Genomic DNA, 24,088 nt, shown 5'->3' on the forward strand with positions numbered 1-24,088 from the left:
ATCTGACCGACTTGTTCAATCGCGTGCCAGCAAGTCCTTGGCCAACGACAGGAAGACACCGCCCGCGACCGGCAGGATGTCGTCATTGAAGTCGTAATGCTCGTTGTGCAGGTAGGCACTGTCGCCGTTGCCGACGAAGAAGAAGCACCCGGGGATTTCCCTGAGGTAGAAGGCGAAGTCCTCAGCGCCCATGGTGGGCATGTAGTCCAGCTTCTTGATGTCATCACTGACCTGATGATGGCGAGCGATCTCGAGTACCTTGTCAGACCATTCGGCGTCATTGAGGAGGGGCGGAATCTCGAGCTCATGTGCCATTCGGTAGCTGGCGCCATGCGCGCTGCACACGCCTGAAATGACCTGCTCAAGCTGGCCGGCCAGTGCATCACGTGAAGAAGTGCGGTCACTGCGGATGTTGATCAGAATCTCGGCTTCGCCCGGGATGATGTTGGCTGCATCACCGGCATGGAAGGCGGCTATCGTGATCACGCCCGCTTCCAGCGGTGATTTGTGGCGTGCGACCAGTCCCTGTAGTTGCTGAATGATCGAGGTACCCACGTAGATCGCATCCACTGCCAGGTGCGGCATGGCGGCATGCCCGGTTTTCCCTTCGACAGTGACTCGGAAGGTGTCGTTACCCCCCATGGCCGGTCCGGGCTTGACGAATACCTGACCGGCTGGGAAGTTCGGACGATTGTGGTAGCCGAATATCGCGGAGACTTTCGGATTCTCCAGCACACCTTCTTCGATCATCCGCGCCGCGCCGTTACCGCCTTCCTCCGCCGGCTGGAAGATCAGCTTCAGGTGCCCTGACAGGGTGCCGCGCTGCTCCATGATGGCTTCTGCCGCCAAAAGGAGTGTGGCGGTATGGCCATCATGTCCGCAGGCATGCATCAGCCCACGCTTGGTGGAGCAGTGCGAAAAGATGTTGGCCTCATCAATCGGCAGCGCATCCATGTCCGCGCGAAAGGCGATCACGGGCCCCGGGCGACCAGTGTCCAGCTCTGCCAGAACCCCCGTCTCTGCTATCCCTTCGGTGACTTGGTAGCCCAGCTCACGCAGTCTCTCTGCGACCACCTTCGCTGTTTGGGTCTCCTCGAACTTCAGCTCGGGGTGCTGATGGAAGTGGTGCCTGAGCGATCTGGCCGTCTCTAACTGACTGTCGGTAAACATTGATTGTCCTTGTTCTAGTTTAGGAACTGCTTGACTACGCTAGAACAAGGCGGGAGCACGAAGGGAGACCAGAGAGCGGCGTGTTTGTTGACCTGAGTGCAACGAATATCAGAGGGCGCTCATTTTCTTGTCTCTGAATTTGCCGGTGTAGCGGGCAAAGGTGATTACCGGTGATGCATTCTGTCTCGCACAGCTCGGCCCCTAGTGGGGGCTGCAAAAAGCAGCTGATCGACACGTGCAAGAAGCGCTGCTTCCATAACCTATTCAAGAGGTCGGTCAGTCATGTCTACGGAGGGCCGGGTCCTGCCCATTCGTGGTTTAAACTTTATGTTAAAGCGGCCTTGTAGGGCGATTCTGATCTTGAAGGTGAGTGGGGGTGGTTTATTATTTCTACTGAAAACGGAATTTAAGGTCGCTTTTCTACGTGAAAATAAACCAGCTGCTGCACAAGATCCCGTATGGCGCTGTCGTGACGACCGCCTGGCTGGCGTCACATGGCGTCACCTCTGATCAGGCGCGTAAGCTGGCCAACAGTGGCTGGCTGCAACGCGTGGGGCACGGCGCTTACTGCCAAGCGGGGGAGCCTCTTACCTGGGAGAGCGCTGTTTTCGCCCTGCAGGCGAGCGACGACACGGACTTACCACCGCTGTGGCCGGGTGGCCAGACGGCCCTGGCACTGCATGGCTTTGCCCACTATCTGCCGATGGGGGAGAGCACAACACACCTGTATGGCAAGGAGGCAGCTCGGCTGCCCCGTTGGTTGAATGATGCCGAGTGGGCAGGGCGGATGATGCTTCACTCTGAAAAGGGCCTGCCAGCGCAGCTTCCCGGCAGCTTTACGGACTACGCATCGGATTGCAGGGCCTTCAGTTTGCAGGTATCGACCCCAGAACGAGCGGTCCTGGAGTGGGTCGCCGTGACGCCGAATGAGCTGCTGTTCAGCAGTGAGTTGGTGGATACCTTCGGCGGGCTCAATACGCTGCGCCCCCGCCGGCTGCAGGCATTGCTAGAGGGGTGCCGTTCGGTGAGAACGAAGCGTGCCTTCCTGGTGCTGGCTCGCCACGTCGGGCATGCCTGGTACCGACGACTGGAACCAGGCCGACTGGACCTTGGCAAAGGTAAGCGGCAGCTCTGCCAGGGCGGCAGGCTGGATAGGGAATATCACGTGACGGTGCCGGAGGCGTTCCTGCATGCCGATTGAAGCTCGCTACCACGAACAGGTCAGTCTGCTGGTCTCGCTGCTGCCGTTTTTCAAGCCGAGCCGTGCTTCGCCCTCAAGGGCGGCACGGCCATCAACCTCTTCGTGCAGCCATTACCTCGTCTATCGGTCGACATCGACCTGGCCTACCTGCCGCTGGAGCCCCGTGACAAGGCGCTGCGACGCTGTCGTGAGGCGCTGTAGCGGCTCACAGAGTCCTTCAGCGCTCGGCTGCCAGGCGTACGCGCCGAGCTTCAGGATAATCGCCGAGACGAGCTGAGAATCCTGGTGCGCCGAGGGCGTAGCCAGGTGAAGGTGGAGGTATCGCCGGTACTGCGTGGCACTCTTCACCCGCCCCAGGAGCGCGATGTCGTGGAAGCCGTGGAGGACGATTACGGCTTCGCGGCGGTGCAGGTGGTGTCACTACCGGACCTGTATGGCGGCAAGATCTGCGCCGCGCTGGATCGCCAGCACCCCAGAGATCTCTTCGATGTGAAGCTGCTGCTGGACCAGGGCGGCCTGGATCGCAGCGTGTTCGAAGGCTTCCTGGTCTATCTGCTGGGGCACCCGAGGCCCTTGAACGAAGTGATCAACCCGCGACTAAAACCGCTTGACGACGTCTACCGACAGGAATTTGTCGGGATGGCCAGGGCTGATATCCCGTTGCAGCAGCTCGAGGACGTACGGCACGAACTTCTGACGCGGCTGGGCCAGCTGATGACGGATGAGGATATCCGCTTCCTTATGGCCTTCAAGCAGGGGGCGCCTGACTGGACGCTGTTTCCGCTGTCAGGCGCTGATCAGCTGCCAGCCGTGCGCTGGAAGCTAGCCAATATCCAGAAGATGGGGGCTGACAAGCACCGTCAGTCACTAACGCTCCTGGAGCAGGCGCTGGGTAGCCTTCGGAGATGACGCCTAATACCCCCAGCGATGTACCGGCCTAAGTAGACTTCTCTTTACATCCCTGAGGCGCTAGGCTATTACGCATAGTTACGCTAGGCGCAGGGGATAACATGGCGGGCAGCTGGGAAGCTCTATTCCAGTGGAGCATCACCAAGGCCATGTCTGCCGGCGGCTGGGAGTACGTCAGCTGGCTGGAATTGCCCCACTATCGCCTCATCGAGCGTGAGGAGGAACGCCTGCTCCTGGAAGTGGCCGGGGAGGGCTACGGCCTTACCTCGGTCAACGATGTCCGCTCTGGCAAGCCCCACGACGCCGAGAAGCAGCGCCTGGCCGAGATCATCGACCGGCTCAACGACCTCTACGGCGCCGAGGTCAGCGACGATGACAAGCTGCACTTCGCCAACGGCATCGCCGACCGCATCGAACGCGACGAGGCGGTAATGGCCCAGGTGCGCAACCATAGCGAGGACCAGGTGATGCACGGCCTCTTCCCGAAGAAGGTCACCGACGCCGTGCTCGACGCCCTAAGCGACCACGAGAAGCTCAGCATGCCGCTGCTGGAGGACGAGGAGACAGGAAGGCAGTTTGCGCTGTTGATCCTGAGGTTATTGGCGGGAAGGTCGAGCCGTGACTTGCGTGCTGAATAGCGGTTTAGGGGAGGAGGCTAACGTGACTGATAACAACCTGCAGCCACCATGCAGAAAAAGGCAACAGGCACGTTCATTGGGGATATGCAGTATGCACGATAATCCGTGGTGTGCTGACAAGCTATAACAGTGTTTTAGGGGCTCTGCAAGCGAGTGGTATAACATTTTTGAGCGCGCGCGCTCGTTCAAGTCAATAAACGAGCGCACTGTTTAATACCTGTTATACAGGAGGATGCAATATATATGGCTCAATTATCTGAAGTATTTGGCGTAAGCCCTAATCAAGTTCTCTCATATGTCGAGCGGAATAATATTGATGAGAAGTTTCAGAGGTTTTTGGGAACCGGAAACCACATAGTGGTATATGGGGCATCAAAACAAGGTAAGACTGCTCTGGTTTCCCGGTACCTGCCCTATGATGAGAACGTGGTTGTGAGGCTAACACCAAACACTAATATTTCAGACGTGTATGCGAGCATCCTGAGGCAACTCGGTATAGAAATTGAAATAGGAAGTGAAAGTGAAAATTCTATATCGTCCTCCGCAACAGTAGGGATTAAAGCGAAAGCGAAATTGCTGCTTTTTGGTGAGGGTGAGGCAAATGCATCGGCAAAGCTAGAGGCTGGCGATAAGCAGAAAAAGATATCTAAAACGATTCCTTTTAACTTAGCAGTTGCTCAGGACATATCCGAACTCCTCCATACTATAAACTTTGATAAGAAAGTTATTTTAGAAAACTTTCACTATCTAGACGAAGAAAAGCAGAGAGAGCTTGCTTTTGATCTAAGAACATTTCAAGAAACTGGGATTATATTTGTCATTCTCGGCGTCTGGAGAAAAAAGGACAAGCTGCGTAATTTTTGTACTGACCTTACCGATAGGGTTGATGATATTCCGGTCGAACCTTGGGTAGAGCCAGATTTTAGAAAGGTTATTCGAAAGGGATCACAAGAACTTAATATTAGTATCAGCGAAAGTGTTATCTCAAGAATAATTTCAAATTCATTTGGAAGTATTGGTGTTCTTCAGGAGCTACTTAGGGAGTGCTGTGCAGCTGCTGGTGTTACCGAAACATGTACTGGGGACGGTCGCCATCTTGCGGATGACTCCTATGCCGATGCCGCTTTATCTAAAAAGTGCGACGATTATCGCGAAAACCACCAACAAGATCTTGAATTACTAGCGTCCGGTAACGTTACGCACAGCAAAGACAAAGAAAAAGTGCCCCTACACCTTCCCTATTATCTGGTCAGAGTTATAGCTCAAAAGGGCTATGATGGAATAATTGGTGGGCTTTCGCGCGCGGATATTACTGATTCAATTAAGGCAATGCATCACAGGCCTGAAGATGTTAGACCTAGCGATATGAGTAATCTTCTTCATAATTTATCTAGTCTCCAATTCAAAAAGAAAATAAATCCGCCACTAATAGACTATGACAAAGGGAAAAGAATGCTTTTTGCTATTGATTCGACATTTTTCTATTTTCTTAAAAATAGCAACCTTGCTCAATTCGAAGAGGAGCTGCCCTCACCAATGGAGTAGGGATGTATAACAAATGCGTCAACGGGACCGTTTTGTTCCGCTGCCGCTCCACAAATCGGCCCGTTACGCCAGCGTTAGGCAATGGAGCGGATAGAGAGAGCTCAATGAAGGACTTACTCGAAAAGCTATCCTCATACAATATCTTTAACTATCTTCTACCTGGTGTAGTGTTTGTTGCGATCTCGTCATCCCTGACGGGTTACAGCCTTATCCAGGATGATATTGTGATAGGAGTTTTTCTATATTATTTCATCGGTCTGGTGATCAGTAGAATAGGTTCTATTTTAGTCGAGCCTGTTCTTAAAGGGTTAGGGTTTCTGCATTTTAGCGAGTACCGAGATTATATTCAGGCTGCCAAAAAAGATAAGCTATTAAAAGTGCTTTCCGAAGCAAATAACATGTATAGGACTTTTCTATCTCTATTTTTATGCTTGGCTATGCTCAAAGCTTTCGAAGTTATAACTGGCTACTATCCATTTCTGAATGATTGGTTGCCTGCCATTATCGTTGTAGGGCTATTATCCCTATTTGCTTTTTCCTATCGAAAGCAGACTGCCTACATCAGTAGACGTGTGTCTAACGCAAAAGAGAAGGATTAGACTATGAGTGATTTTTTTGAAATAGATTTTTTAGACGTTGAATCAAAAAAAAGCGGGGATGCAATCCCGCTTCGGTATTCAATCAATGGAGACACCAGGATTCACGTAACGGACGGCGGATTTCAAGATACTGGTGATCTGGTAGTAAAGCATATAAATAGACATTATGACTCTCCAAAATATATTGACGCAGTAATAGTAACGCATCCAGACGGTGATCATGCTGGTGGCCTAAGGAAGCTTTTTGGAGAGTATAGAATTGGAGAGCTATGGATGTTGAGGCCGTGGCTCTACGCAGGCGAGCTAATACATCGATTTGGTCGATTTACTTCTGTTGAAAATCTAGCAAGAAGATTGAAACAGGGCGGTCTCAAGTTCCAAGCGCAACGCTATTGAAGGGTGCTCGGACCGCCGACGGATTTCTTGAGCACCTCGGCGTAGACTTCCAGTGGGGTTCGCCAGTCCAGTGTCTGGCGAGGCCGTGTGTTCAGTGAGTCGGCGATCTCGTCGAGCTCTTCTTGGCTGTAGACGGAGAGATCCGTGCCCTTTGGCAAATACTGCCGCAACAGCCCGTTGGTGTTCTCGTTCGAACCTCGCTGCCAAGGGCTATGCGGGTCAGCGAAGTAGATCGCCGTGCCGGTCTTCTGGGTGATCTCGGCATGTTTCACCATCTCTCTGCCTTGATCGTAGGTCATGGACAAGCGCAGCGATCGCGGCACCTCGTTTAGCTTGTCGCTGAAGCCAACGGCCGCAGCGGTGGCGGTGGTGCCATCCACTTTCGCCAGAATCACCAATCGCGTGGTGCGTTCCACCAGCGTACCGACGGCAGAGCGATTGTTGGCACCGATGATGAGATCGCCTTCCCAGTGGCCAGGCATCAAACGATCTTCGACCTCAGGCGGTCGCGCGTGGATGCTAACCAGACCGGGAATCTGGTTGCGCCGATCCGTGCCACGACTTCGTGGCCGGCGTTTGCCGTTGCCTTGTCGCAGGCAGGCGATGAGTTCCTTTTTGAGACTGCCGCGGGGCATCACATAGAGCGCGTTGTAGATGGCCTCATGCGAGACCTGTCGACGTGAATCGTTGGGAGACATGCGCTTCAGTGTGCGGGCTATCTGTTGCGGTGACCAGTACTTGCGCAGCAGATGGACCACGACTTCAAACAACTCCCTGTCGGGGTGCAGCTTGGGACGCCGACGGGGCCGATGGCGTGTCAGGCGAGCCCGGTAGCCTGCGAGGCTGGCATCGTAGCCATTAATGGAGTGGCGAGCGATTTCTCGCGACACGGTACTCGGTGCACGGCCCAGATGATGGGCGATAGCTCGGATCGAGTGAGTCGCTCTCATCATCATGATGGCGGCTCGGTCTTCAGCAGAAAGATGGCGATAGCAGTGGTTCATGGCAACACCGTACCTGATGGGTCACGTGTTGCACTTGGTCATTGAGACCGCCCAGCTTTACCCGAATCTAGTTGCTCTGGAAGAGCTAGCAATAGAGCACAATGTGACAATCATGGAGCCGTTTCAAGGTTCATTGATTGGGGACTTCCATGTGTTGGCTCCATCGAAAAATCGATATCTTGATCTTATCGTTGAGTCAGATAGAACGCCAGAAGCGTCGATGGAGGCGGAACAGTCTTTTGCTGAGGCCGCCGGACAACTGTTTAAAAAGGCCGTTAATTTTATCAAATCTTCCTGGGGTGAAGAGTATTTTCCAGAGGATGATACTAGCCCAGAAAATAATATGAGCGTCATTCAGTATGCCTGTCTATGTGATAAGAAGATTTTGTTAACCGGTGATGCGGGTCGTGCTGCTCTTCACGAAGCAGCTGACTTTGCTCCAAATGTTGGGTTATTCCTTCCCGGAATCGACCGTATGCAAGTGCCCCATCATGGCTCAAGACACAACGTCTCAACCGAGGTCTTAGACCGATGGTTGGGGACAAGATTGGATCAAAATCAGGCTTCTGGAAGTTTTACGGCAGTTGTTAGCGCAGCAAAGGAAGATAAAGATCACCCAAGAAAGTCTGTTGTCCGTGCATTCATACATAGAGGGGCAAAAGTAATCTCAACAGAAGGAAGCAATAAGAGGATTGGGCACAATGCTCCGGACCGTGAAGGGTGGGTGGCAGTAGAACCGATTCCATACCCAGAAGATCAGGAAGATTGAAGACTAAGAAATGCCTAACAAAACGCTGCTGTCGGGCAAATTTTCCGCAGAGCGCGGCGTTATACATCAGAAGAATCTCAATGGCTGTAGTGGCACAGTGAATCTGGCCACCTGACTTTGAGTGTATGATGGCTCACAGAGACAATCAGGTGCAGATGATGACGAAGAAGAGAACGTTTAGCCCGGAATTTCGCTTGGAAGCGGCCCAGCTCGTGGTCGACCAGGGCTACACGCTGAAGGCGGCGTGTGAGGCTATGGGAGTTGGCAAATCCACCATGGAGTATTGGGTTCGCAGGCTTCGCGCTGAGCGAGCAGGCAAGGCGTCGCTGAAAGGTGAGGCTCTGACGCCGGAACAGCGTGAGATCCAGGAACTGAAGCGCAAGCTGCGGCGAGTGGAAGAAGAGAAGGCAATATTAAAAAAGGCTACCGCTCTCTTGATGTCGGACTCCCTGAGCAATTCTCGATAATCGAGCGACTTGAAGAGAGCTACGCGGTGCAGCACTTGTGTCAGGTGTTTGGGGTGCATCGCAGTAGCTACCGGGCTTGGCGTAGTCGGGATAGAAGACCTTGTGAGACTGAGCAGAAGCTGCTGGATCAGGTTGTCGAGGCGCATACCATCAGTAACGGCTCTGCCGGCGCTCGCAGCATTGCAAAAATGGTCACGCAGGCAGGAATACAGTTGAGTCGTTATCGGGCCAGCAGGCGGATGAAGCAGCTGGGGCTGATGAGCTCGCAGCCGCCGAGGCACGCCTACAAGAAGGCTGATCAGCCACACCTGGATATACCGAATGTTCTTGATCGGGAGTTCGATGTAAAGAAGCCCAATCAGGTATGGACCGGCGACATTACCTATATTTGGACAGGGGCACGCTGGGCTTATCTGGCAGTGGTCATCGACTTGTATGCTCGTAAACCCGTGGGGTGGGCATTGTCCCTATCGCCGAACACGGAGCTGGTAAAGAAAGCGCTGACCATGGCCTACGAATCGCGTGGAGAGCCACGGAATATCCTGTTTCATTCGGATCAGGGTTGCCAGTACACCAGCCGGGCATTCCGGCAGATGCTCTGGCGCTACCGAATGACACTGAGTCTCAGTCGCCGTGGCAATTGCTGGGACAATGCCCCAACAGAGCGCTTCTTCAGAAGCCTGAAAACGGAATGGATACCAGAGATCGGCTATCCCGATGTTGCTGCGGCGAAGCGATCTGTCACTGATTATATGATCGGTTACTACAGCAGCCTGCGGCCGCACAAGCATAACGATGGGATACCGCCGAATTTGGCAGAAAAGAACTACTGGAATGCTCAAAGCTCGGTGGCCAAAAGCACTTGACCACTACAGGCTGCTCATGGACGTAAGCGGTCAGCATGCCTTTGGGACGAGCAGTCTCCGCTCTTCCTGAGGCATGCCATTCGAGAGAGGTAGGTCCCAACCGGTACATCAGCGGTACACAGACCAGCTTCGTATGCTATCCTCAACTTTCGCTAAGCTATTGATTCCAAAGAGCTGTACCTTTCGCTCGATTACGGTCGCTTTCCCTTGTGTGTCAGTAACTTATTGTTTTAAAAGCGAACTCATAATCCCTTGGCCTGATCTCAAAGGTTTCAGCCGCCCAGTATCCTCCAGCCTTATTCTCCCCCAGCCAAGCCCCCATACTTTCCTTTGAAATACAACAACGGCCGCGCGGTCCCCGCAACATCCAGATTCAGTCCTTTCACTTCCCCGATCACGATAAGATGATCACCTGCCGGGTGCTCAGCGTGAATCTTACAGTCGAGCCAGTGTAGGCTGTCATTGATCACCGGGTTGCCGAGGGGGGAGAGCTGCCAGTCGATGCCTTGCCATTTGTCCGCGCCTCGCATGGCGAACTGGTTGGAGACATGGCTTTGCTCGCTGGAGAGGATGTTGACGGCGAAGCGCTCTGCCTGGCGGATCTTCGGGTAGCTGAACGAGCTGGCCTTGACGCTGAAGGAGACCAGCGGCGGGTTCATCGAGACGCTGTAGAACGACTGGCAGGTGAAGCCGATCGGTTCGTCGTCGACCTGGGTAGTGATGATGGTGATGCCGGAGGCGAAGTGGCCGAGGGCTTCACGGAAACTAGCGGGGTCGATGGTGGGGGCTGGGTTGGTGTCGGAGAGTGACATAGCAAGTCCTGCAAGATTGGGGAGGTGGTAACGAGCAGCCGTGGGGGAGGGGCTGCAACGAGAGCGCGGAATTGGGCGCTGGGGTGACAAGGGTGACAAGAGTGAGAGTGATGAAAAAATGGCCGTCGTGAATCCTTCACGATGGCCATTTTTGTTTGCGGCGGTGTCAGCCGCAGCTACTTCCACTCTCGAGCACTATCGTCGGGCCAACTCGGGTCGAAACTAGCCTGGCGTTATCTGTCAGTGCTGTGTCCTAGCCCGCGCTCTGTCTCGGTCAAGCGATCAGCGCTGCGCTTCGAGTTCCTTGCGCACGATGGCGGCGCCAGCGCTGAGTGCCTGCAGCTTGCCGCGGGCGACTTCACGGGAGAGAGGCGCCATGCCGCAGTTGGTGCAGGGGTAGAGCTTGTCGGCATCCACGAACTGCAGCGCCTTGCGCAGGGTCTCGGCGACTTCTTCCGGCGTCTCGATGGTGTTGTTGGCAACGTCGATGGCGCCAACCATGACCTTCTTGCCACGGATCAGCTCGATCAGCTCCATCGGCACGTGGGAGTTGTGGCATTCCAGCGAGACGATATCGATGTTGGATTGCTGAAGCTTCGGGAAGGCTTCTTCGTACTGACGCCACTCGGAGCCCAGGGTGTTCTTCCAGTCGGTGTTGGCCTTGATGCCGTAGCCGTAACAGATGTGGATGGCGGTCTCGCACTTGAGGCCTTCGATCGCACGTTCCAGCGTGGCGATGCCCCATTCATTCACTTCATCGAAGAAGACATTGAAGGCCGGTTCATCGAACTGGATGATGTCGACGCCTGCCGCTTCGAGTTCCTTGGCTTCCTCGTTGAGGATCTTGGCGAATTCCCATGCCAGCTTCTCGCGGCTTTTGTAATGGCCATCAAAGAGGGTGTCGACCATGGTCATCGGCCCCGGCAGCGCCCACTTGATCGGTTGATCGGTCTGCGAGCGCAGGAACTTGGCATCCTCGACGAACACCGGCTTCTGGCGGGAGACCTGGCCGACCACGGACGGCACGCTGGCCTCGTAGCGATCACGGATCTTGACGGTTTCGCGCTTCTCGAAATCCACACCATTCAGGTGTTCGATAAAGGTGGTGACGAAGTGCTGACGCGATTGCTCGCCATCGCTGACGATGTCGATCCCGGCGTGCTGCTGCTCCTGCAGGGAGACGCGCAGGGCATCCTGCTTGCCCGCGACCAGTGCCTCACCTTCGAGTTTCCAGGGGGACCAGAGGACCTCCGGTTCGGCGAGCCAGGACGGTTTCGGCAGGCTGCCAGCGGTGGAGGTCGGGAGTAATCTCGTCATGATGAATAACCTTGTCCTTGGAATGGTTCAGATAGCGAAAGTCGTTCGTCGATCAGCGCGCTGTTTGCGGATCAGTGAGCTGACCGATGATGGAGTTATCGGTTGGCGGACCAGTTGGCTGACCACTGCTCGAGCAGGCTCTGGTAGGGCTTGATGAAGCTCTCTTCCACGAACTTGCCCTGCTCGATGGCGAGCTGGCTGCGCTCTTCGCGGTCGTACACGATGCGCGTCAGTGAATGGTCTTGCTGCTTCAGGCTCGCCTGATAGGATTTACCGGCCACGGAATTGGCGTTGTAGACCTCGGGACGATAGATCTTCTGGAAGGTGTCCATGGTGCTGATGGTGCTGATCAGTTCCAGATTGCTGTAATCGTTGAGCAGGTCGCCGGTGTGGTAGAAGGCCAGCGGCGCAACGCTGCCCGGCGGCATGAAGTAACGCACCTTCAGGCCCATCTTGCTGAAGTAGGCATCGGTCAGGGAGTCATCGTCCTGGCGATATTCCACCCCGAGGATCGGGTGCACATTCTCGGTCTGCTGGTAGGTCTTGGTGGTCGAGACGCTGATGCAGATGATCGGCGGCTTCTTGAAACATTCCTTGTAGGCAGCAGAGCCCACGAAGGCCTGGAACAGGTTGCCGTGCAGCTCGCCGAATTGCTCCGGCACGCTGAAGGAGTCCTTGCCCTTGTTGTGCTCCAGCAGGCGCACGCTGAAGTCATAATCGCGCACGTAGGACGAGAAGTTGTTGCCGGTCACGCCGTCAATGCGCTGATTCGTCTGGTGGTCGACGATGGTGGTCTGCAGGATCTCGATGATCGGCAGGGCATTGTCGGAACGCGCGGCGTCGAGATTCAGCTCGACGGAGATGATGTCCAGCTCGACGGAGTAACGATCGCCCTTGGGGTTGTCCCAGTTGGCCAGCGCATTGAATCGGTTGTTGATCATGTTCAGCGTGCTGCGCAGGTTCTGCTGACGGCTCTCACCACGCGCCAGGTTGGCGAAGTTGGTGGTCAGGCGGGTGTTTTCCGCCGGAACGTAGTTCTCGTCGAAGCGCAGACTGTTGATGCTGAAACCGAATTCGTTGCTCATGGCGTTCATCCTGATCCTGAGAGAGAAAATTCACTGTGTCGTCGACATCTTCCCGTGATCTTTCAGGCGTCTCGTGAGCGGGTTGCTCTCTGTGAGAACGCATCCATGCCGGGAGAGGCACGCTGCTCGCCATCACGTTCCGTGTGCTGGCTGTGAAGTGCAGCGTCATGGGAAGTCTTCATCAACGATCTGATGCAGGTGAGTATCTAGTGCCTGTCTCCATGACACAAACTGGATTTTTTAATGTTCAAGTTGAGTGAAATTCATGATGAGGGCGGGCGTCATTTCGCGCGTTGTGAAAGCCGGCGAATCGAGCGGGGATAGGCGGGCTCAGCAAGCACGCAACGTGAGCCGCAGAGACGTTGACGTGAGGAGTGGGTAAGAAGGGTAAGAAGGGAAAGAGGGGTAAGGGGGAAAGAATGGAGAAACATACACGCTGGCCCGAACTTCCGCTCGGGCCTGTGTGTGGCAAGCACCTGACGTTTCAGAGCACGACACCCTCATGCACTCTTCACGTTCTCCATACTCGGCCATGAAGATGCAGCTGGCTCATGAGGCGAGCGGCTGATGATTGGGCGCCACCAGGCCATGGCGGCGCATGCGGCGGTAGATGGTGGGCCGCGAGACGCCGAGTTGGCGGGCGACCTGGCTGACGTTCCAGTCCGTGTGGCGCAACAGCTCGAGCAGTTCGTTGGCGTCCGCATCAGTCCCCGCATCAGCCCCTGCAGACGCGGGCGCTGGAGAGGCCGGATTCGAGGAAGCGCCGGATGCGAAGGGGGAGGCAGCGGCAAGCGGACTGGCAGCCCCGCGGGTGCTGCCGGTGTGGGTCTGGCAGACCTCCGGCAGATCATGCAGGGTGATTTCATCGCCTTCCGCGGTGGCCATCGCGAAGGCAATCGCATTGCGCAGTTGGCGTATGTTGCCCGGCCAGTGATGACTCAGCAGCGCACTGATGGCATCGGCGCGCAGGTGGAGTGACTGTTCGCGTTCGGCTTGCAGTTCCGCATGCAGCTTGCGAATGAGGTAGTGACGGTCGGCGCGCTCACGCAGTGCAGGTAGCAGGAGTTCGGCGCCGTTGAGTCGGTAGTAGAGGTCTTCGCGGAATTGCCCACTGGCGATCAGCTCCGTGACATCACGATGCGTGGCAGTGATGACGCGAATATCCACCTTGATGGGCGTCTCGGCCCCCAGGGGTGACACCTCCCGTTCGGCGAGGACGCGCAGCAGGCGTGACTGAAGCGGCAGCGGCATGTCACCGATCTCATCCAGAAACAGTGTGCCACCGTCGGCTTGTTGGATCAGGCCGCGCATGCCCTTGGGCCTTCCTCCTGTGAAGGCGCCCGGCAGATAGCCGAAGAGTTCGCTTTCAATCAGCGATTCCGGAATGGCGGCGCAGTTCACCGCCACGAAGGGTGCCTTGGCGCGTGGCCCGCTGTCATGCAGCGCCCTTGCCAACACTTCCTTGCCGGTACCCGTCTCGCCACGAATCAGGATGCTTACGTTCTCATGGCGCATGCGGCGCGCCAGCTTGAGCAGCCGATGCATGGAAGGGTCATCTCCCGCGAGTTGGTCAAGCTCTGGCACCGGGTCATCCTGTTGACTGACAGTGGGTAGGGCTCGCACCGGGTAGCCGCGTGGCTCGATCAGTGTCACGAAGACGGTGGCGTCATCCGCCCGCAGGCGGAAGGCCCGAATCTGATCCCGGTTGGCATGCGGGATGCTCAACAGCTCATTGAGCTCCCCATCGAACAGTTGCGTGACGGCGGGCAGGGTGGAGATCGTCCACGGTGGCCAGCGTTCAAGATGCGCATCGATCAGGCGTCGGCCTTCGTGATTGGCGGCGATCACCTTGCCATCTTCCTGAATGGCAAACAGGCCCCGGCCATTCAGGTGCACGAATTCCCGCGCGGTGTCGAAGCGCAGGATCAGGCAATCCCGATAGCGATGCAGGAAGTACGCATCCTCGATCATGCGGGCATGCAGGTCGATGTGCGTGGCATCGAAATGCTCACGCTGATGGCAGGTGACGGCTGCGCCATCGTGCAGACAGGTGCCCGCCGCCGAGGTGCCGGCATAGCGCTCGTTCCAGTCCGAGCCGAGATAGAGGCCCGCGCGCCGCAGCTCACTCAACTGATCACGCTGACCGCGAAAATCCACCGCGATGCCGCGTTGATCGGTGAGGATCAGCGCATAGCCATGTTGTGCGATCTGACTATAGAGCCGCTCCACCCCGGCACGCGCCACATGCAACAGCTCATCCGCCGATTCCTGATGATCGCGCAGCGCCTGCTGGGTGAGAACGCGGACCGGGCGAGGGCGGCTAGGGTCCAGCTGATATTCCTCCAGACAGCGCTGCCAGGAACGACGGATGACGTCGCGCTGCGTCTCAGGGAAGACGTCGCGGCCTTCGCCCAGCTGCATCAGGGTCTGGATATGCTGCCGCTTGTCGGGCTGCATCGTTTCGAGTTGGCGGATCATGGCTGCCTCGGCGCTGGCCGTCTCGGGACGGCTCTTTTGATAGTGGCTACGGCTCTTTTGATAGTGGCTACGGCTCTTTTGATTGTGGCTATGGCTCTTGTGCCGGTGGCGATGGCAATCGCAATTGTCACAACAGCGTCCATAGCAAAAGCGGCGTGTGCTCCTTCAAGCGTATGCGGTGTGACGGGAGCGTCAATCACCCTGTCCTGCATCCTTGGTCGGGGCGTTACAGGTGTAACGCCCCGTGTCAGGCGTACAGCGTACAGTTGTCACGAGGAAGGTGGAGAGCCCGGCGAGGCGAGGAGGGTGGTGATTCGGTAGTGGCGAATTTTTGTCATTCACGACAAGTGCTTACGAGCTTTGTCAGTCGTGCATGACGAAGCTGGCATGCTTGATGCCTTGGATGGAAGGCGTGACTACAACATCCAACAACACGCGGAGAGACGCCATGACCGCACGCACGCCAACTCAGATTGCTCAGCAATGGCTCGATGATTTCGAGTCCTCCCTGACTCAGCGCGATATCGCCCGGGTTCTCTCGTTGTTTGGCGAGGAATGCTACTGGCGCGATTTGATCGCCTTCACCTGGAATCTCAAGACGTCGGAGGGCAAGGACGAGATCCAGTCGATGCTCGCGGCGACCCTCGAGCATGTCGCTCCCTCTCGCTGGCAGCTGGATGGCGAGGCCAGTGAGGCCGGCGGCATCGTCGAGGCCTGGTTCACCTTCGAGACCGCCGATGCACGCGGCAAGGGCTTGTTGCGCCTGAAGGAAGGGCGCTGCTGGACGCTGTTGACCGCCATGCGCGAACTCAAGGAATTTCCCGAGCCGCTGGGCATGCAGCGCCCCAAGGGCGCCGAGCATGGTGCCAACAAGCAGCGTGAGACCTGGCTTGAGTCGCGTCAGCGCGAAGAGGCCGAGCTGGGCTACGAGCGCCAGCCGTATTGCGTGATCATCGGTGGCGGTCAGGGCGGCATCGGGTTGGCCGCGCGGCTCAGACAGATGGATGTGCCAACCATCGTGATCGACAAGAATCCGCGTGCGGGCGATGCCTGGCGCAATCGCTACAAGTCCCTGTGTCTGCACGATCCGGTGTGGTACGACCACATGCCCTACATCCCCTTCCCGGCAAACTGGCCGGTGTTCGCGCCCAAGGACAAGGTCGCGGACTGGCTGGAGATGTACACCAAGATCATGGAGCTCAATTACTGGAGCTCCACGGCCTGTGAGAGTGCGCACTTCGATGAGGCGAGCGGCGAGTGGGTGGTCGAGGTGGTACGCGACGGCAAGCCCGTGACCTTGCGGCCCAAGCAACTGGTGCTGGCCACGGGCATGTCGGGCATGCCCAATGTGCCGCACTTTCCGGGGGCCGAAACCTTCGAAGGTGAGCAGCAACACTCCAGCCAGCACCCGGGGCCGGATGCCTATCGTGGCAAGAAGGTGGTCGTGGTGGGCGCCAACAATTCCGCTCACGATATCTGTGCCGCGCTGTGGGAGCACGACGCGGATGTGACCATGCTGCAGCGCTCCTCCACGCATGTGGTGAAGTCCAACTCGCTGATGGAAGAGGCGCTGGGGCCGCTCTACTCCGAGCAGGCAGTGCAGAACGGCATCGATCACCACAAGGCGGACCTGATCTTTGCCTCGATCCCCTACCGGATACTGCCTGACTTCCAGCGCCCGATCTTCGAGGCGATTCGCAAGCGTGATGCCGACTACTACCGTCGATTGGAGGCGGCAGGCTTCCTGCTCGATTTCGGCGATGACGACTCGGGCCTGTTCCTGAAATACCTGCGCCGCGGCTCCGGCTACTACATCGATGTGGGCGCCTGTGATCTGGTCGCCAATGGTGACATCAAGTTGCGCAGTGGCGTCGGCATCGAGCGCATCAATCCGCGCTCGGTCACTCTGACCGATGGCTCGGAATTGCCCGCTGACCTGATCGTCTATGCCACCGGCTACGGCTCGATGAATGGCTGGGCGGCACGCATCATCTCGCAGGACGTCGCCGACAAGGTCGGAAAATGCTGGGGCATGGGCTCCGATACGCTCAAGGACCCCGGGCCCTGGGAGGGCGAGCTGCGCAACATGTGGAAGCCGACCCAGCAGCAGGCGTTATGGTTCCACGGCGGCAACCTGCACCAGTCGCGCCACTATTCCCAGTATCTGGCGCTGCAGCTCAAGGCGCGGCTCGAGGGTATTCCGACGCCGGTCTACGGCCTTCAGGAAGTCCACCATCTGAGCTGAGGCCAGTGGCGCTGGGCAGTCTGCCAGCGTCATGGTAGCAGCGCAGCATTTGCAGATTTCGGTGAAAGATTCAGGAGACAACTCATGCAACTGAACGACAAGATTGCACTGGTGACAGGGGGTGGGCGCGGTATTGGCCAGGGGATCGCGCTGGCATTGGCCAAGGCGGGCGCGGATGTCGTGGTGGCGGATCTGGACCTCGCCATCGCCCGCGAGACGGCGGCAAAAGTGGAGGCACTGGGTAGACGGTGTCTGGCGCTACAGGTCGATGTCGCGGATGCGGCGTCCGTGCGGCGCTTGATTGAAGAGGCAGAGGTCGGACTCGGCCCGCTCGATATCGCCGTCAACAATGCCGGCATCATCGGCATCCATTCCATCGATGCGCTGACGGTGGAGGAGTGGGACCGCGTCATGAACGTCAATGCGCGAGGTACCTTCTTGTGTACTCAGGCCGAGGTCGTCGTGATGCGCTCACGCCGCGTCGGGCGGATCATCAACGTGGCCTCGATGGCCGGCAAGGTCGGCTTTCCTGATCTGTCGCACTACTGTGCCTCGAAGTTCGCGGTCATCGGCTTTACCAATGCCGTCGCCAAGGAAGTGGCAGCGGAAGGCATCACCGTCAACGCGATCTGCCCGGGCGTGGTGGGCACCGGCATGTGGCGGGGCGAGAGTGGGCTCTCGGCACGCTGGAGTCAGGAAGGCGAAAGCGAGCCCGCTGCATGGGAGCGCCTGCAGAAGAGCCTGCTGCCCCAGGGAGTCGCCCAGACACCTGAGGACATGGGGCAGCTGGTGGTCTACCTCGCCCAGGCCGAACACGTGACAGGGCAGGCCATCGCCGTCGATGGTGGCTTCACGCTGTAAGCTAGCGCTGATCATGGTTCGATACATGATGACAGCACGAGACAGGCCACCTTCGCTAATGGAAGGCGGCCTGATTGTCGTGACGGCTCCTGACTTCTGTCACTTGAAGGCTTTATGACCCTCGCTCATGGGGCGGTCTACTCTGCAACCGCGTAGGCTCATGCGGTTATCTGTCAGCGTGTTAGTGCCCCCGTAGTACGTCATCGCTCAAGCACTTAGGGCGAATCGAGCAGGTGCGTACCAGAGGGGTCGAGTGATCAAACGTCAAGGGATCAGGCGGCGTTCCTTCATGGCCTCAAGGTGCTGAATGAGACTCTGGGGTGAGTGGCGACACATTTCTGCAAAGCCGGCTTGGCGAGCCTTCGTCAAATCAAAGACAGCGTCCTCTTCGACATGGAAGATGAAATCTCCGAAGCCACCTTGGGCAATCTTGTCGATATCTGTCTCGGCAAGCCCTTGGCGCTCTGCAAGCGTCTTCCAAGTGCCTGACACGGCAGCGAGACGTGTCTCCAACGAAATAGGTTGAGGCTCGCCAGTCTCAAGCCCAAACCAGTTGGCGATCTCTGGCCAGACGTGGCGCCACCGAATCTGATCACCATTGGTGACGTTATAGGGCCCTTGCTGGTTCTCTGCGATGGCCCACAGGGCGGCTTTGCCCACTAGATCGGCATCGCAGATGTTCAGCAAGATATCGTAGGCACGCGCCGTACCGGGGAATTGCATGGCAACACCGAGCTCCCGGCAAAGCGTGCCATAGAGACCGATAAGGTTACCGAGGTTCATGGCTGAACCCAGGGAATGGCCTATCACGATGTCGGGACGCAATGCGGTCCAACGAATTCCCTTGCCTTCGAGTTCGCGAGCCAGATCTTCATGCTCGAAATACAGGTTGGGGGGGAAGTGCCGGCTGTCCTCTTCTCGAGCCGGTGTTTTGTAGACCCCGAGGTGAGCACCGTAGACCTTCCCGCCCTGTACGAAGACCTGGTGCTCGATTGACGCTTGGGATTCTTCAAGCACCTGGAAGAGGTGCCGCATCATGTCGCCATTCTGTTGTGCTTCAGTGGCAGGGTCCGGATCCGGTTTCAAGGCGGCGTAAAATACGTGCGTCACGCTGCTCAGTACATCACTTGCATCTCGCAAAGAGACAATATTCAAGAGATCGGCGCTGACGTGGTGTCCGCTTCCCGGACCCTCTGAGGAGCGAGAGAGTGTCGTGACTCGCCATCCTGCCTCTTCAAAGGCCAATGTTGCTGCACGGCCGATGACGCCACTGGCGCCAGCGACTAATAGGTGATGTTGGCTCATGAGACTCTCCTGTCCTGTGGCGCATGATCATGGGAGGGGTCGCCCATGCCGTCGGCCCTGACAGTGGCATTGTTTGTTTTGCTAATAAATGCTCGACTGATGAATTCATCCTTCACTAGATGGTGAATAATGGATCGCTTGGCGTTAATGAAACTTTTTGTGGATATCTGTGAGCGTGGGTCAATGGCGGCGGTGGCCCGTCAGCGAGGTCAGTCCCCGTCATTGGTCACCCAAGCCTTACAGAAGCTTGAGCAGCAGGTCGGGGCCAAGCTTATCGTCAGAACAACGCGTGCCATGCATTTGACGGCGGAAGGCGAACAATTTCGAGACGACAGCGAAAGGATCCTGGCCGAGTATGACAAGGCTCTTGAGCGGATCTCGGGCACAGGGTCGCTGAGTGGCACCATCAGGCTGACGGCGACCAATGATTTTGGCCGCACGCACCTGCCACGGCTGATCGATCAGTTCCTGATACAGCACCCGGAAGTAAAATTTGAACTCGTGCTATCCGATGGAGTGTTGGACCTGGTCGATGAACGATTTGATCTGGCCATTCGTCATGGGCCGATGGCGGACTCAAGCTTGACGTCACGACGTCTCGTCAGTACCCATCGTGTTGTGTGTGCGGCACCTGCTTATTGGCAGGACGCAGGGCGCCCCCAACACCCATCAGAGCTGTCATCCCACCAGTGCATGGTGCTCGCTCGCCCAGGAGCGCCCCAGAACCATTGGGAGTTCCAGGAGGCAGGGCAGGTATTTTCCGTGACGGTGGCGGGGAACCGAATGGCCAGCGATGGTGGCGCGTTGCGCGAGTGGGCGATCGCAGGGGCTGGAGTGATATTTAAATCGATGGTGGATGTGGCAGAGGATATTGAGGCCGGACGACTGGAAGTTGTGCTGAATGACTATCGGATTCCTGAAGTGAATCTGTACGCCGTGTTTCCGGAAGGCAGATATGCAAGTCGACGGATCAGTGCCTTCATCGAATTTCTTCACGACAAGCTTGGCAGTGAGAGAGAGGCCTCACACTGCCAGAGTCGTGCATCCAGCTCTCGCGCTTGAGGGCTGCCGGGGAGTGGCAAGGGCAAAGAACGACCCACATCATGTCTATGGCAGGCTGGGCCTCGGATGGCCAATCCGGTATAGACCTTTACCAGAAACAATTCGCCGTCTGATAAAGGCGTAGCCGAGGTGAGTCCCTTCATGCTCCCGGCAGTCCGAAGATGCGAGATGGGGAATACCCTGCGGCGTGGATGTCGCAAAAAGACCGGAGCGGGACGAGTGATTCAGGCGCGATGAAGCAGTGCAAGCATTTCTTCTCGTCCCGACACCTTGTCACTGGAGCTTGTGAGTCCTCAATAGAGATGGACTGCCTGGAAACGGGCACGCGACGCCCCTTGTGCATCCATCAGCGTCAGTGTCTTGCCTTCTATCTGCCAGCCCGACACGTCATTGAGTGTCGCGAGGAAATCGCGTTCGAGCGTTGCTACTTCACCGGGACATGCCATTCGCGTGATGGCCAGGCGGCCGAAGCCGAGTTCTTGCGCATCATGGTGATATTCCCCCATCAGGCGATTGCAGCCGGTGGAGCCGGCTACTCGCGAGTCTTGTGTATGTAAGACGATATGGGCTTCACGCTTGCCTTCCACCACGGGTGTTGGCTGGTTGTCGAGTGTCACCAGCTTCCAATAGGTGTTCTCCAGTGGCTCGTCGACACCTTGATAATCCTCAGAGGATTGAGCGCCTGCGCAGCCGCCCAGGGTGAGTGCTGCGCTCATCACGGCGGCCCATGTCATCACTTGCGCTTGTTTCATGCGGGTGTCTCCCTCACTAATAGGGTGTCTACGGCGATTCGGGGCTGGGCTCCGGTAGCGCTGCAAGCCCTCGCAGATAGCGTCATCGCCAGTGTGGTCAGCTGATGCGCGGTCATCGCCAGCGTGGTCATCTGAAGCGTTGTAGGCTGAGTCAGGAAGACGCGTTACGCATTCTGAAACAATCGCCAAGGAGTTGTCATGCCAGCCACCCGCACGCCCTCGTCCGCCAGGGAGCGGATACATCTGTGGTGGGATCTGTTCATCATCGTGCTCGTGATCGCCAACCTGGCATTGCTGCTGTTCGATAGCCTCTTCCTGATTCCCCCGCTGAACACGGCCTTCGAGGCCGTGACACCCGGGTTGCATGCGGCCTATGAGCAGAATATCCACGCCAATTTCCTCTCTATCGACCTGGCATTCGTCGCCGTCTTCCTGCTCGATGTGCTGGCGGGGTGGGCAGTGGCCATTGCGGAGCGGCGCTACCACCGCTGGTTCTTCTATCCCTTCGTGCACTGGTACGACGTGCTGGGGTGTATCCCGCTGAGCGGCTTCCGCCTGTTGCGTGTGTTGCGTGTGATCTCGCTGTTGTTCCGCCTGCAACGTCTCGGCTTGATCGATGTACGCCGCTGGTACGTCTACGGAGTGGCGGCCAAGTATCTCGATATCCTGCTGGAGGAGCTGACGGACCGTATCTCCCTGCGCATGCTCGACAACGTGCAGCAGCAGTTGCGCGACAGCGATGACCTCTCATCTTCGGTGATCGAGCGTGTCGTGGAGCCTCGCAAGCAGGCCTTGATCCGTGAAATTACCCAGCGCCTCGAGACCATGGCGGGGGATGTCTATACCCAGAATCGCGACGATACCCTGCGCTATGTGCGGGGCCTGGTCAGTCGCACCCTCGCCGAGAGTCCGGAGCTTCAGCGTGTCTCGCGCCTGCCCATGGGCACCCAGCTTACGAAAGGGCTGGAAAGCTCGCTGTCGGATCTGGCCTGCCATCTCGTCGATGAAGCGCTGGTCGGCCTGCGTTCCAAGGAGTTCTCGGCGCTGGTGGGGCACCTGGCAGAGAGTGGTTTCGATGCCTGGTCGCGCACTGACCCGAGGACGGAGCAGATCACCGAGCAGGTGCTGATCGACATGCTGGATCTGCTCAAGGAGCGGATCGCCGTGAAGAGTTGGCAGAAGAAATACGAGTGACGTGATGCACCAGCGTCATCCTGATAGGTAACTCGCGGCGTTCGGGATGAGATGGGTCGAGGTTTGGCGCACGGGAATGTGTTTGCGAGAATGCTGATACATTCATCCCACGCCGAGAGTCTGTGAGCCGCGAGTGTCGTCGCGCAGCGATAGCGCGGCCTGATGACACATCAGCGTCTCGCCAGCGTGGGAGCCGCGACAGGAGGTCAGTGTCATGGCGAATCCAACACGCACTGAGGTAGCCAAGTCAGCACCGGGCGTTCCGTTCGACCCGGCACAGGTGGCTGTCATCGAGCAATTCGGCGGCAGCATCACACCGCTGGAGCCGATAGGCGCCGAGGTGAGGGGAATCGATCTGTCCGCTCAGGACGCGCCGCCCGCGCCAGTGCTTGAGGCGCTGGAGCAGATCATGGCCGAGCGCGGCTTCTTGGTCTTCAAGCGCGATACGCCCCTGGAGGCCGATGACTTTCTGCGCGCCAGTTGCTGGTGGGGCGGCAAGGAGCTGCACAGTACCCATGGGATGCATCCGGCCACGCCCGATGGCAACCGGCACATCTTCCGACTGTCGAACGATCGCCGTCACGGCATTCCCGGCGTCGGGCCGCAGTGGCATAACGACGGCAGCTTCAATACCGATACGTTCTCGCACTCCGGCTACCACATCATCCGCCCGGCCGAGAACGGCGGCGGTACCTGCTTTGCTCATCAGGGCGCGGCCCATGACGCCTTGTCTGCCGAGCGTCAGGCTTTCTGGCGCCGTCTTGCTTCGGTGAATTCCTCCTCTGGGGCCGTACATCCTGTGGTACACGAACACCCCATCACCGGTCGCAAGTGCATCTGGCTTCATCTGGGCATGACCGGTGCAGTGATCGAGAAGCTACCCGATCAGGATGCCTTCCGGCTGCTGACCGCCGAAGAGCTGACGCAGCTCTGCCGTGAGTACAACGCCATCCTGAATGCCGGCTTCACCGAGGGTTACGCCCTCGACTTCGAGTACCAGGAAAACGACTGCGTGTTCATCGATAACCTGGCGGTCGCTCATAGGGCCGCGCCCGGCGCGCACTTGCCGGCACAGGAGCAAGGCCTGCGGATCATGCATCGCAGTACCGTGCGTGGCACTCAGGATCTGGCACCTGGCTTCGGACTGCCGCTGCAGGTGGATATCCATGGCCCCAGCCCGCTGGAGAATGGTGTATGGCAGGGCGGCGGTATCGGCTTTCGTTGGGAAGAGAATATTCCGATGCAGAACTGAGGCTGGCGCGCTCAGGTAAGACACTTGCAGCGGGACGTGCGTTACAGCGAAGTGAAGGCTAGGGCAGATCAGGGGTAGATCAAGGTGCAGACCTAGTTTCAGAGGAAAGACCAGAGTCCGTGAAGAGTTGGCATTAGCAACACGAGTGATAGGGTGGGGAT

General features: G+C 57.4%; 20 protein-coding genes and 1 pseudogene. 13 read left to right on the forward strand and 8 right to left on the reverse strand.

Annotated features, from left to right (window positions below):
• Window positions 1–15 precede the first annotated feature (15 nt).
• Entirely contained in the window at window positions 16–1,170 is a 1,155-nt protein-coding gene (locus CLAM6_RS06385; RefSeq protein ID WP_153635460.1) for a M20 metallopeptidase family protein, read from the reverse strand.
• A gap of 424 nt (window positions 1,171–1,594) precedes the next feature.
• Between CLAM6_RS06385 and CLAM6_RS06390 the strand changes: the two genes are divergently transcribed.
• The 6 genes and pseudogenes from CLAM6_RS06390 to CLAM6_RS06415 all read left to right on the forward strand — a co-directional run bounded on the left by CLAM6_RS06390 (window position 1,595) and on the right by CLAM6_RS06415 (window position 6,458).
• Complete coding sequence (locus tag CLAM6_RS06390) at window positions 1,595–2,371, forward strand: type IV toxin-antitoxin system AbiEi family antitoxin domain-containing protein (RefSeq protein WP_153635461.1); 777 nt, start codon at window positions 1,595–1,597, stop codon at window positions 2,369–2,371.
• Between the two features lie 102 nt (window positions 2,372–2,473).
• Window positions 2,474–3,280: pseudogene (locus tag CLAM6_RS06395) on the forward strand (nucleotidyl transferase AbiEii/AbiGii toxin family protein).
• 101 nt (window positions 3,281–3,381) lie between these two features.
• A complete protein-coding gene (locus tag CLAM6_RS06400) occupies window positions 3,382–3,918 on the forward strand; it encodes a hypothetical protein (protein ID WP_197738714.1) in 537 nt (178 codons plus the stop codon).
• Between the two features lie 243 nt (window positions 3,919–4,161).
• On the forward strand, window positions 4,162–5,463 hold the full coding sequence (locus CLAM6_RS06405; protein ID WP_153635462.1) for a hypothetical protein: 1,302 nt from the start codon (window positions 4,162–4,164) through the stop codon (window positions 5,461–5,463).
• A 104-nt stretch (window positions 5,464–5,567) separates the two neighbouring features.
• A complete protein-coding gene (locus tag CLAM6_RS06410; protein ID WP_136938090.1) occupies window positions 5,568–6,062 on the forward strand; it encodes a hypothetical protein in 495 nt (164 codons plus the stop codon).
• Window positions 6,063–6,065: 3 nt separating this feature from the next.
• A complete protein-coding gene (locus tag CLAM6_RS06415) occupies window positions 6,066–6,458 on the forward strand; it encodes an MBL fold metallo-hydrolase (protein WP_153635463.1) in 393 nt (130 codons plus the stop codon).
• Here the strand turns inward: CLAM6_RS06415 and CLAM6_RS06420 are convergent.
• Window positions 6,452–7,462, reverse strand: coding sequence for an IS30 family transposase (locus CLAM6_RS06420; RefSeq protein WP_153635464.1), 1,011 nt, complete (start codon window positions 7,460–7,462; stop codon window positions 6,452–6,454). The genes CLAM6_RS06415 and CLAM6_RS06420 overlap by 7 nt on opposite strands.
• Here CLAM6_RS06420 and CLAM6_RS06425 point away from each other — a divergent pair.
• Window positions 7,461–8,231, forward strand: coding sequence for a hypothetical protein (locus CLAM6_RS06425; protein ID WP_197738715.1), 771 nt, complete (start codon window positions 7,461–7,463; stop codon window positions 8,229–8,231). The two genes, CLAM6_RS06420 and CLAM6_RS06425, sit on opposite strands and share 2 nt — an antisense overlap.
• Window positions 8,232–8,389: 158 nt before the next feature.
• A protein-coding gene (locus tag CLAM6_RS06430; RefSeq protein ID WP_242007794.1) for an IS3 family transposase occupies window positions 8,390–9,564 on the forward strand; the annotation gives its coding sequence in 2 pieces (ribosomal slippage) (window positions 8,390–8,645 and window positions 8,645–9,564; 1,176 coding nt in all).
• A 296-nt stretch (window positions 9,565–9,860) separates the two neighbouring features.
• On the opposite strand, the gene CLAM6_RS06435 is transcribed toward CLAM6_RS06430, so the two are convergent.
• The 4 genes from CLAM6_RS06435 to CLAM6_RS06450 form a co-directional block, all read right to left on the reverse strand.
• Window positions 9,861–10,376: a flavin reductase family protein gene (locus tag CLAM6_RS06435; protein WP_136938088.1), complete on the reverse strand. Its 516-nt coding sequence runs from the start codon at window positions 10,374–10,376 to the stop codon at window positions 9,861–9,863.
• A 282-nt stretch (window positions 10,377–10,658) separates the two neighbouring features.
• Window positions 10,659–11,693, reverse strand: a complete 1,035-nt coding sequence (locus CLAM6_RS06440; protein ID WP_153635465.1) for a methionine synthase — start codon at window positions 11,691–11,693, stop codon at window positions 10,659–10,661.
• Between the two features lie 95 nt (window positions 11,694–11,788).
• A complete protein-coding gene (locus tag CLAM6_RS06445; protein ID WP_153635466.1) occupies window positions 11,789–12,778 on the reverse strand; it encodes a DUF1852 domain-containing protein in 990 nt (329 codons plus the stop codon).
• 549 nt (window positions 12,779–13,327) lie between these two features.
• A complete protein-coding gene (locus CLAM6_RS06450) occupies window positions 13,328–15,256 on the reverse strand; it encodes a sigma-54-dependent Fis family transcriptional regulator (RefSeq protein ID WP_242007757.1) in 1,929 nt (642 codons plus the stop codon).
• Between the two features lie 448 nt (window positions 15,257–15,704).
• On the opposite strand from CLAM6_RS06450, the gene CLAM6_RS06455 reads away from it, so the two are divergent.
• Both CLAM6_RS06455 and CLAM6_RS06460 read left to right on the forward strand, forming a co-directional pair.
• The gene (locus CLAM6_RS06455; RefSeq protein ID WP_043336840.1) at window positions 15,705–17,501 is read left to right on the forward strand and encodes an NAD(P)/FAD-dependent oxidoreductase; all 1,797 of its coding nucleotides are present in this window, start codon (window positions 15,705–15,707) and stop codon (window positions 17,499–17,501) included.
• Between the two features lie 84 nt (window positions 17,502–17,585).
• On the forward strand, window positions 17,586–18,362 hold the full coding sequence (locus CLAM6_RS06460) for an SDR family NAD(P)-dependent oxidoreductase (protein WP_153635467.1): 777 nt from the start codon (window positions 17,586–17,588) through the stop codon (window positions 18,360–18,362).
• Between the two features lie 264 nt (window positions 18,363–18,626).
• Here CLAM6_RS06460 and CLAM6_RS06465 read toward each other — a convergent pair whose 3' ends face one another.
• On the reverse strand, window positions 18,627–19,667 hold the full coding sequence (locus CLAM6_RS06465; RefSeq protein WP_153635468.1) for an SDR family oxidoreductase: 1,041 nt from the start codon (window positions 19,665–19,667) through the stop codon (window positions 18,627–18,629).
• 129 nt (window positions 19,668–19,796) lie between these two features.
• Between CLAM6_RS06465 and CLAM6_RS06470 the strand changes: the two genes are divergently transcribed.
• The gene (locus CLAM6_RS06470; RefSeq protein WP_153635469.1) at window positions 19,797–20,729 is read left to right on the forward strand and encodes a LysR family transcriptional regulator; all 933 of its coding nucleotides are present in this window, start codon (window positions 19,797–19,799) and stop codon (window positions 20,727–20,729) included.
• A 293-nt stretch (window positions 20,730–21,022) separates the two neighbouring features.
• Here the strand turns inward: CLAM6_RS06470 and CLAM6_RS06475 are convergent, their stop codons facing one another.
• On the reverse strand, window positions 21,023–21,481 hold the full coding sequence (locus CLAM6_RS06475) for an META domain-containing protein (RefSeq protein ID WP_242007758.1): 459 nt from the start codon (window positions 21,479–21,481) through the stop codon (window positions 21,023–21,025).
• Window positions 21,482–21,679: 198 nt separating this feature from the next.
• Between CLAM6_RS06475 and CLAM6_RS06480 the strand changes: the two genes are divergently transcribed.
• Window positions 21,680–22,675 carry an ion transporter gene (locus CLAM6_RS06480; RefSeq protein WP_153635470.1) on the forward strand — a complete coding sequence of 332 codons (996 nt, stop codon included), beginning with the start codon at window positions 21,680–21,682 and terminating at the stop codon, window positions 22,673–22,675.
• A gap of 214 nt (window positions 22,676–22,889) precedes the next feature.
• Window positions 22,890–23,927 carry a TauD/TfdA dioxygenase family protein gene (locus CLAM6_RS06485; protein WP_153635471.1) on the forward strand — a complete coding sequence of 346 codons (1,038 nt, stop codon included), beginning with the start codon at window positions 22,890–22,892 and terminating at the stop codon, window positions 23,925–23,927.
• The last annotated feature ends 161 nt before the right edge of the window (window positions 23,928–24,088 follow it).

Source organism: Cobetia sp. AM6 (genome assembly GCF_009617955.1).
Lineage (GTDB): Bacteria > Pseudomonadota > Gammaproteobacteria > Pseudomonadales > Halomonadaceae > Cobetia > Cobetia amphilecti.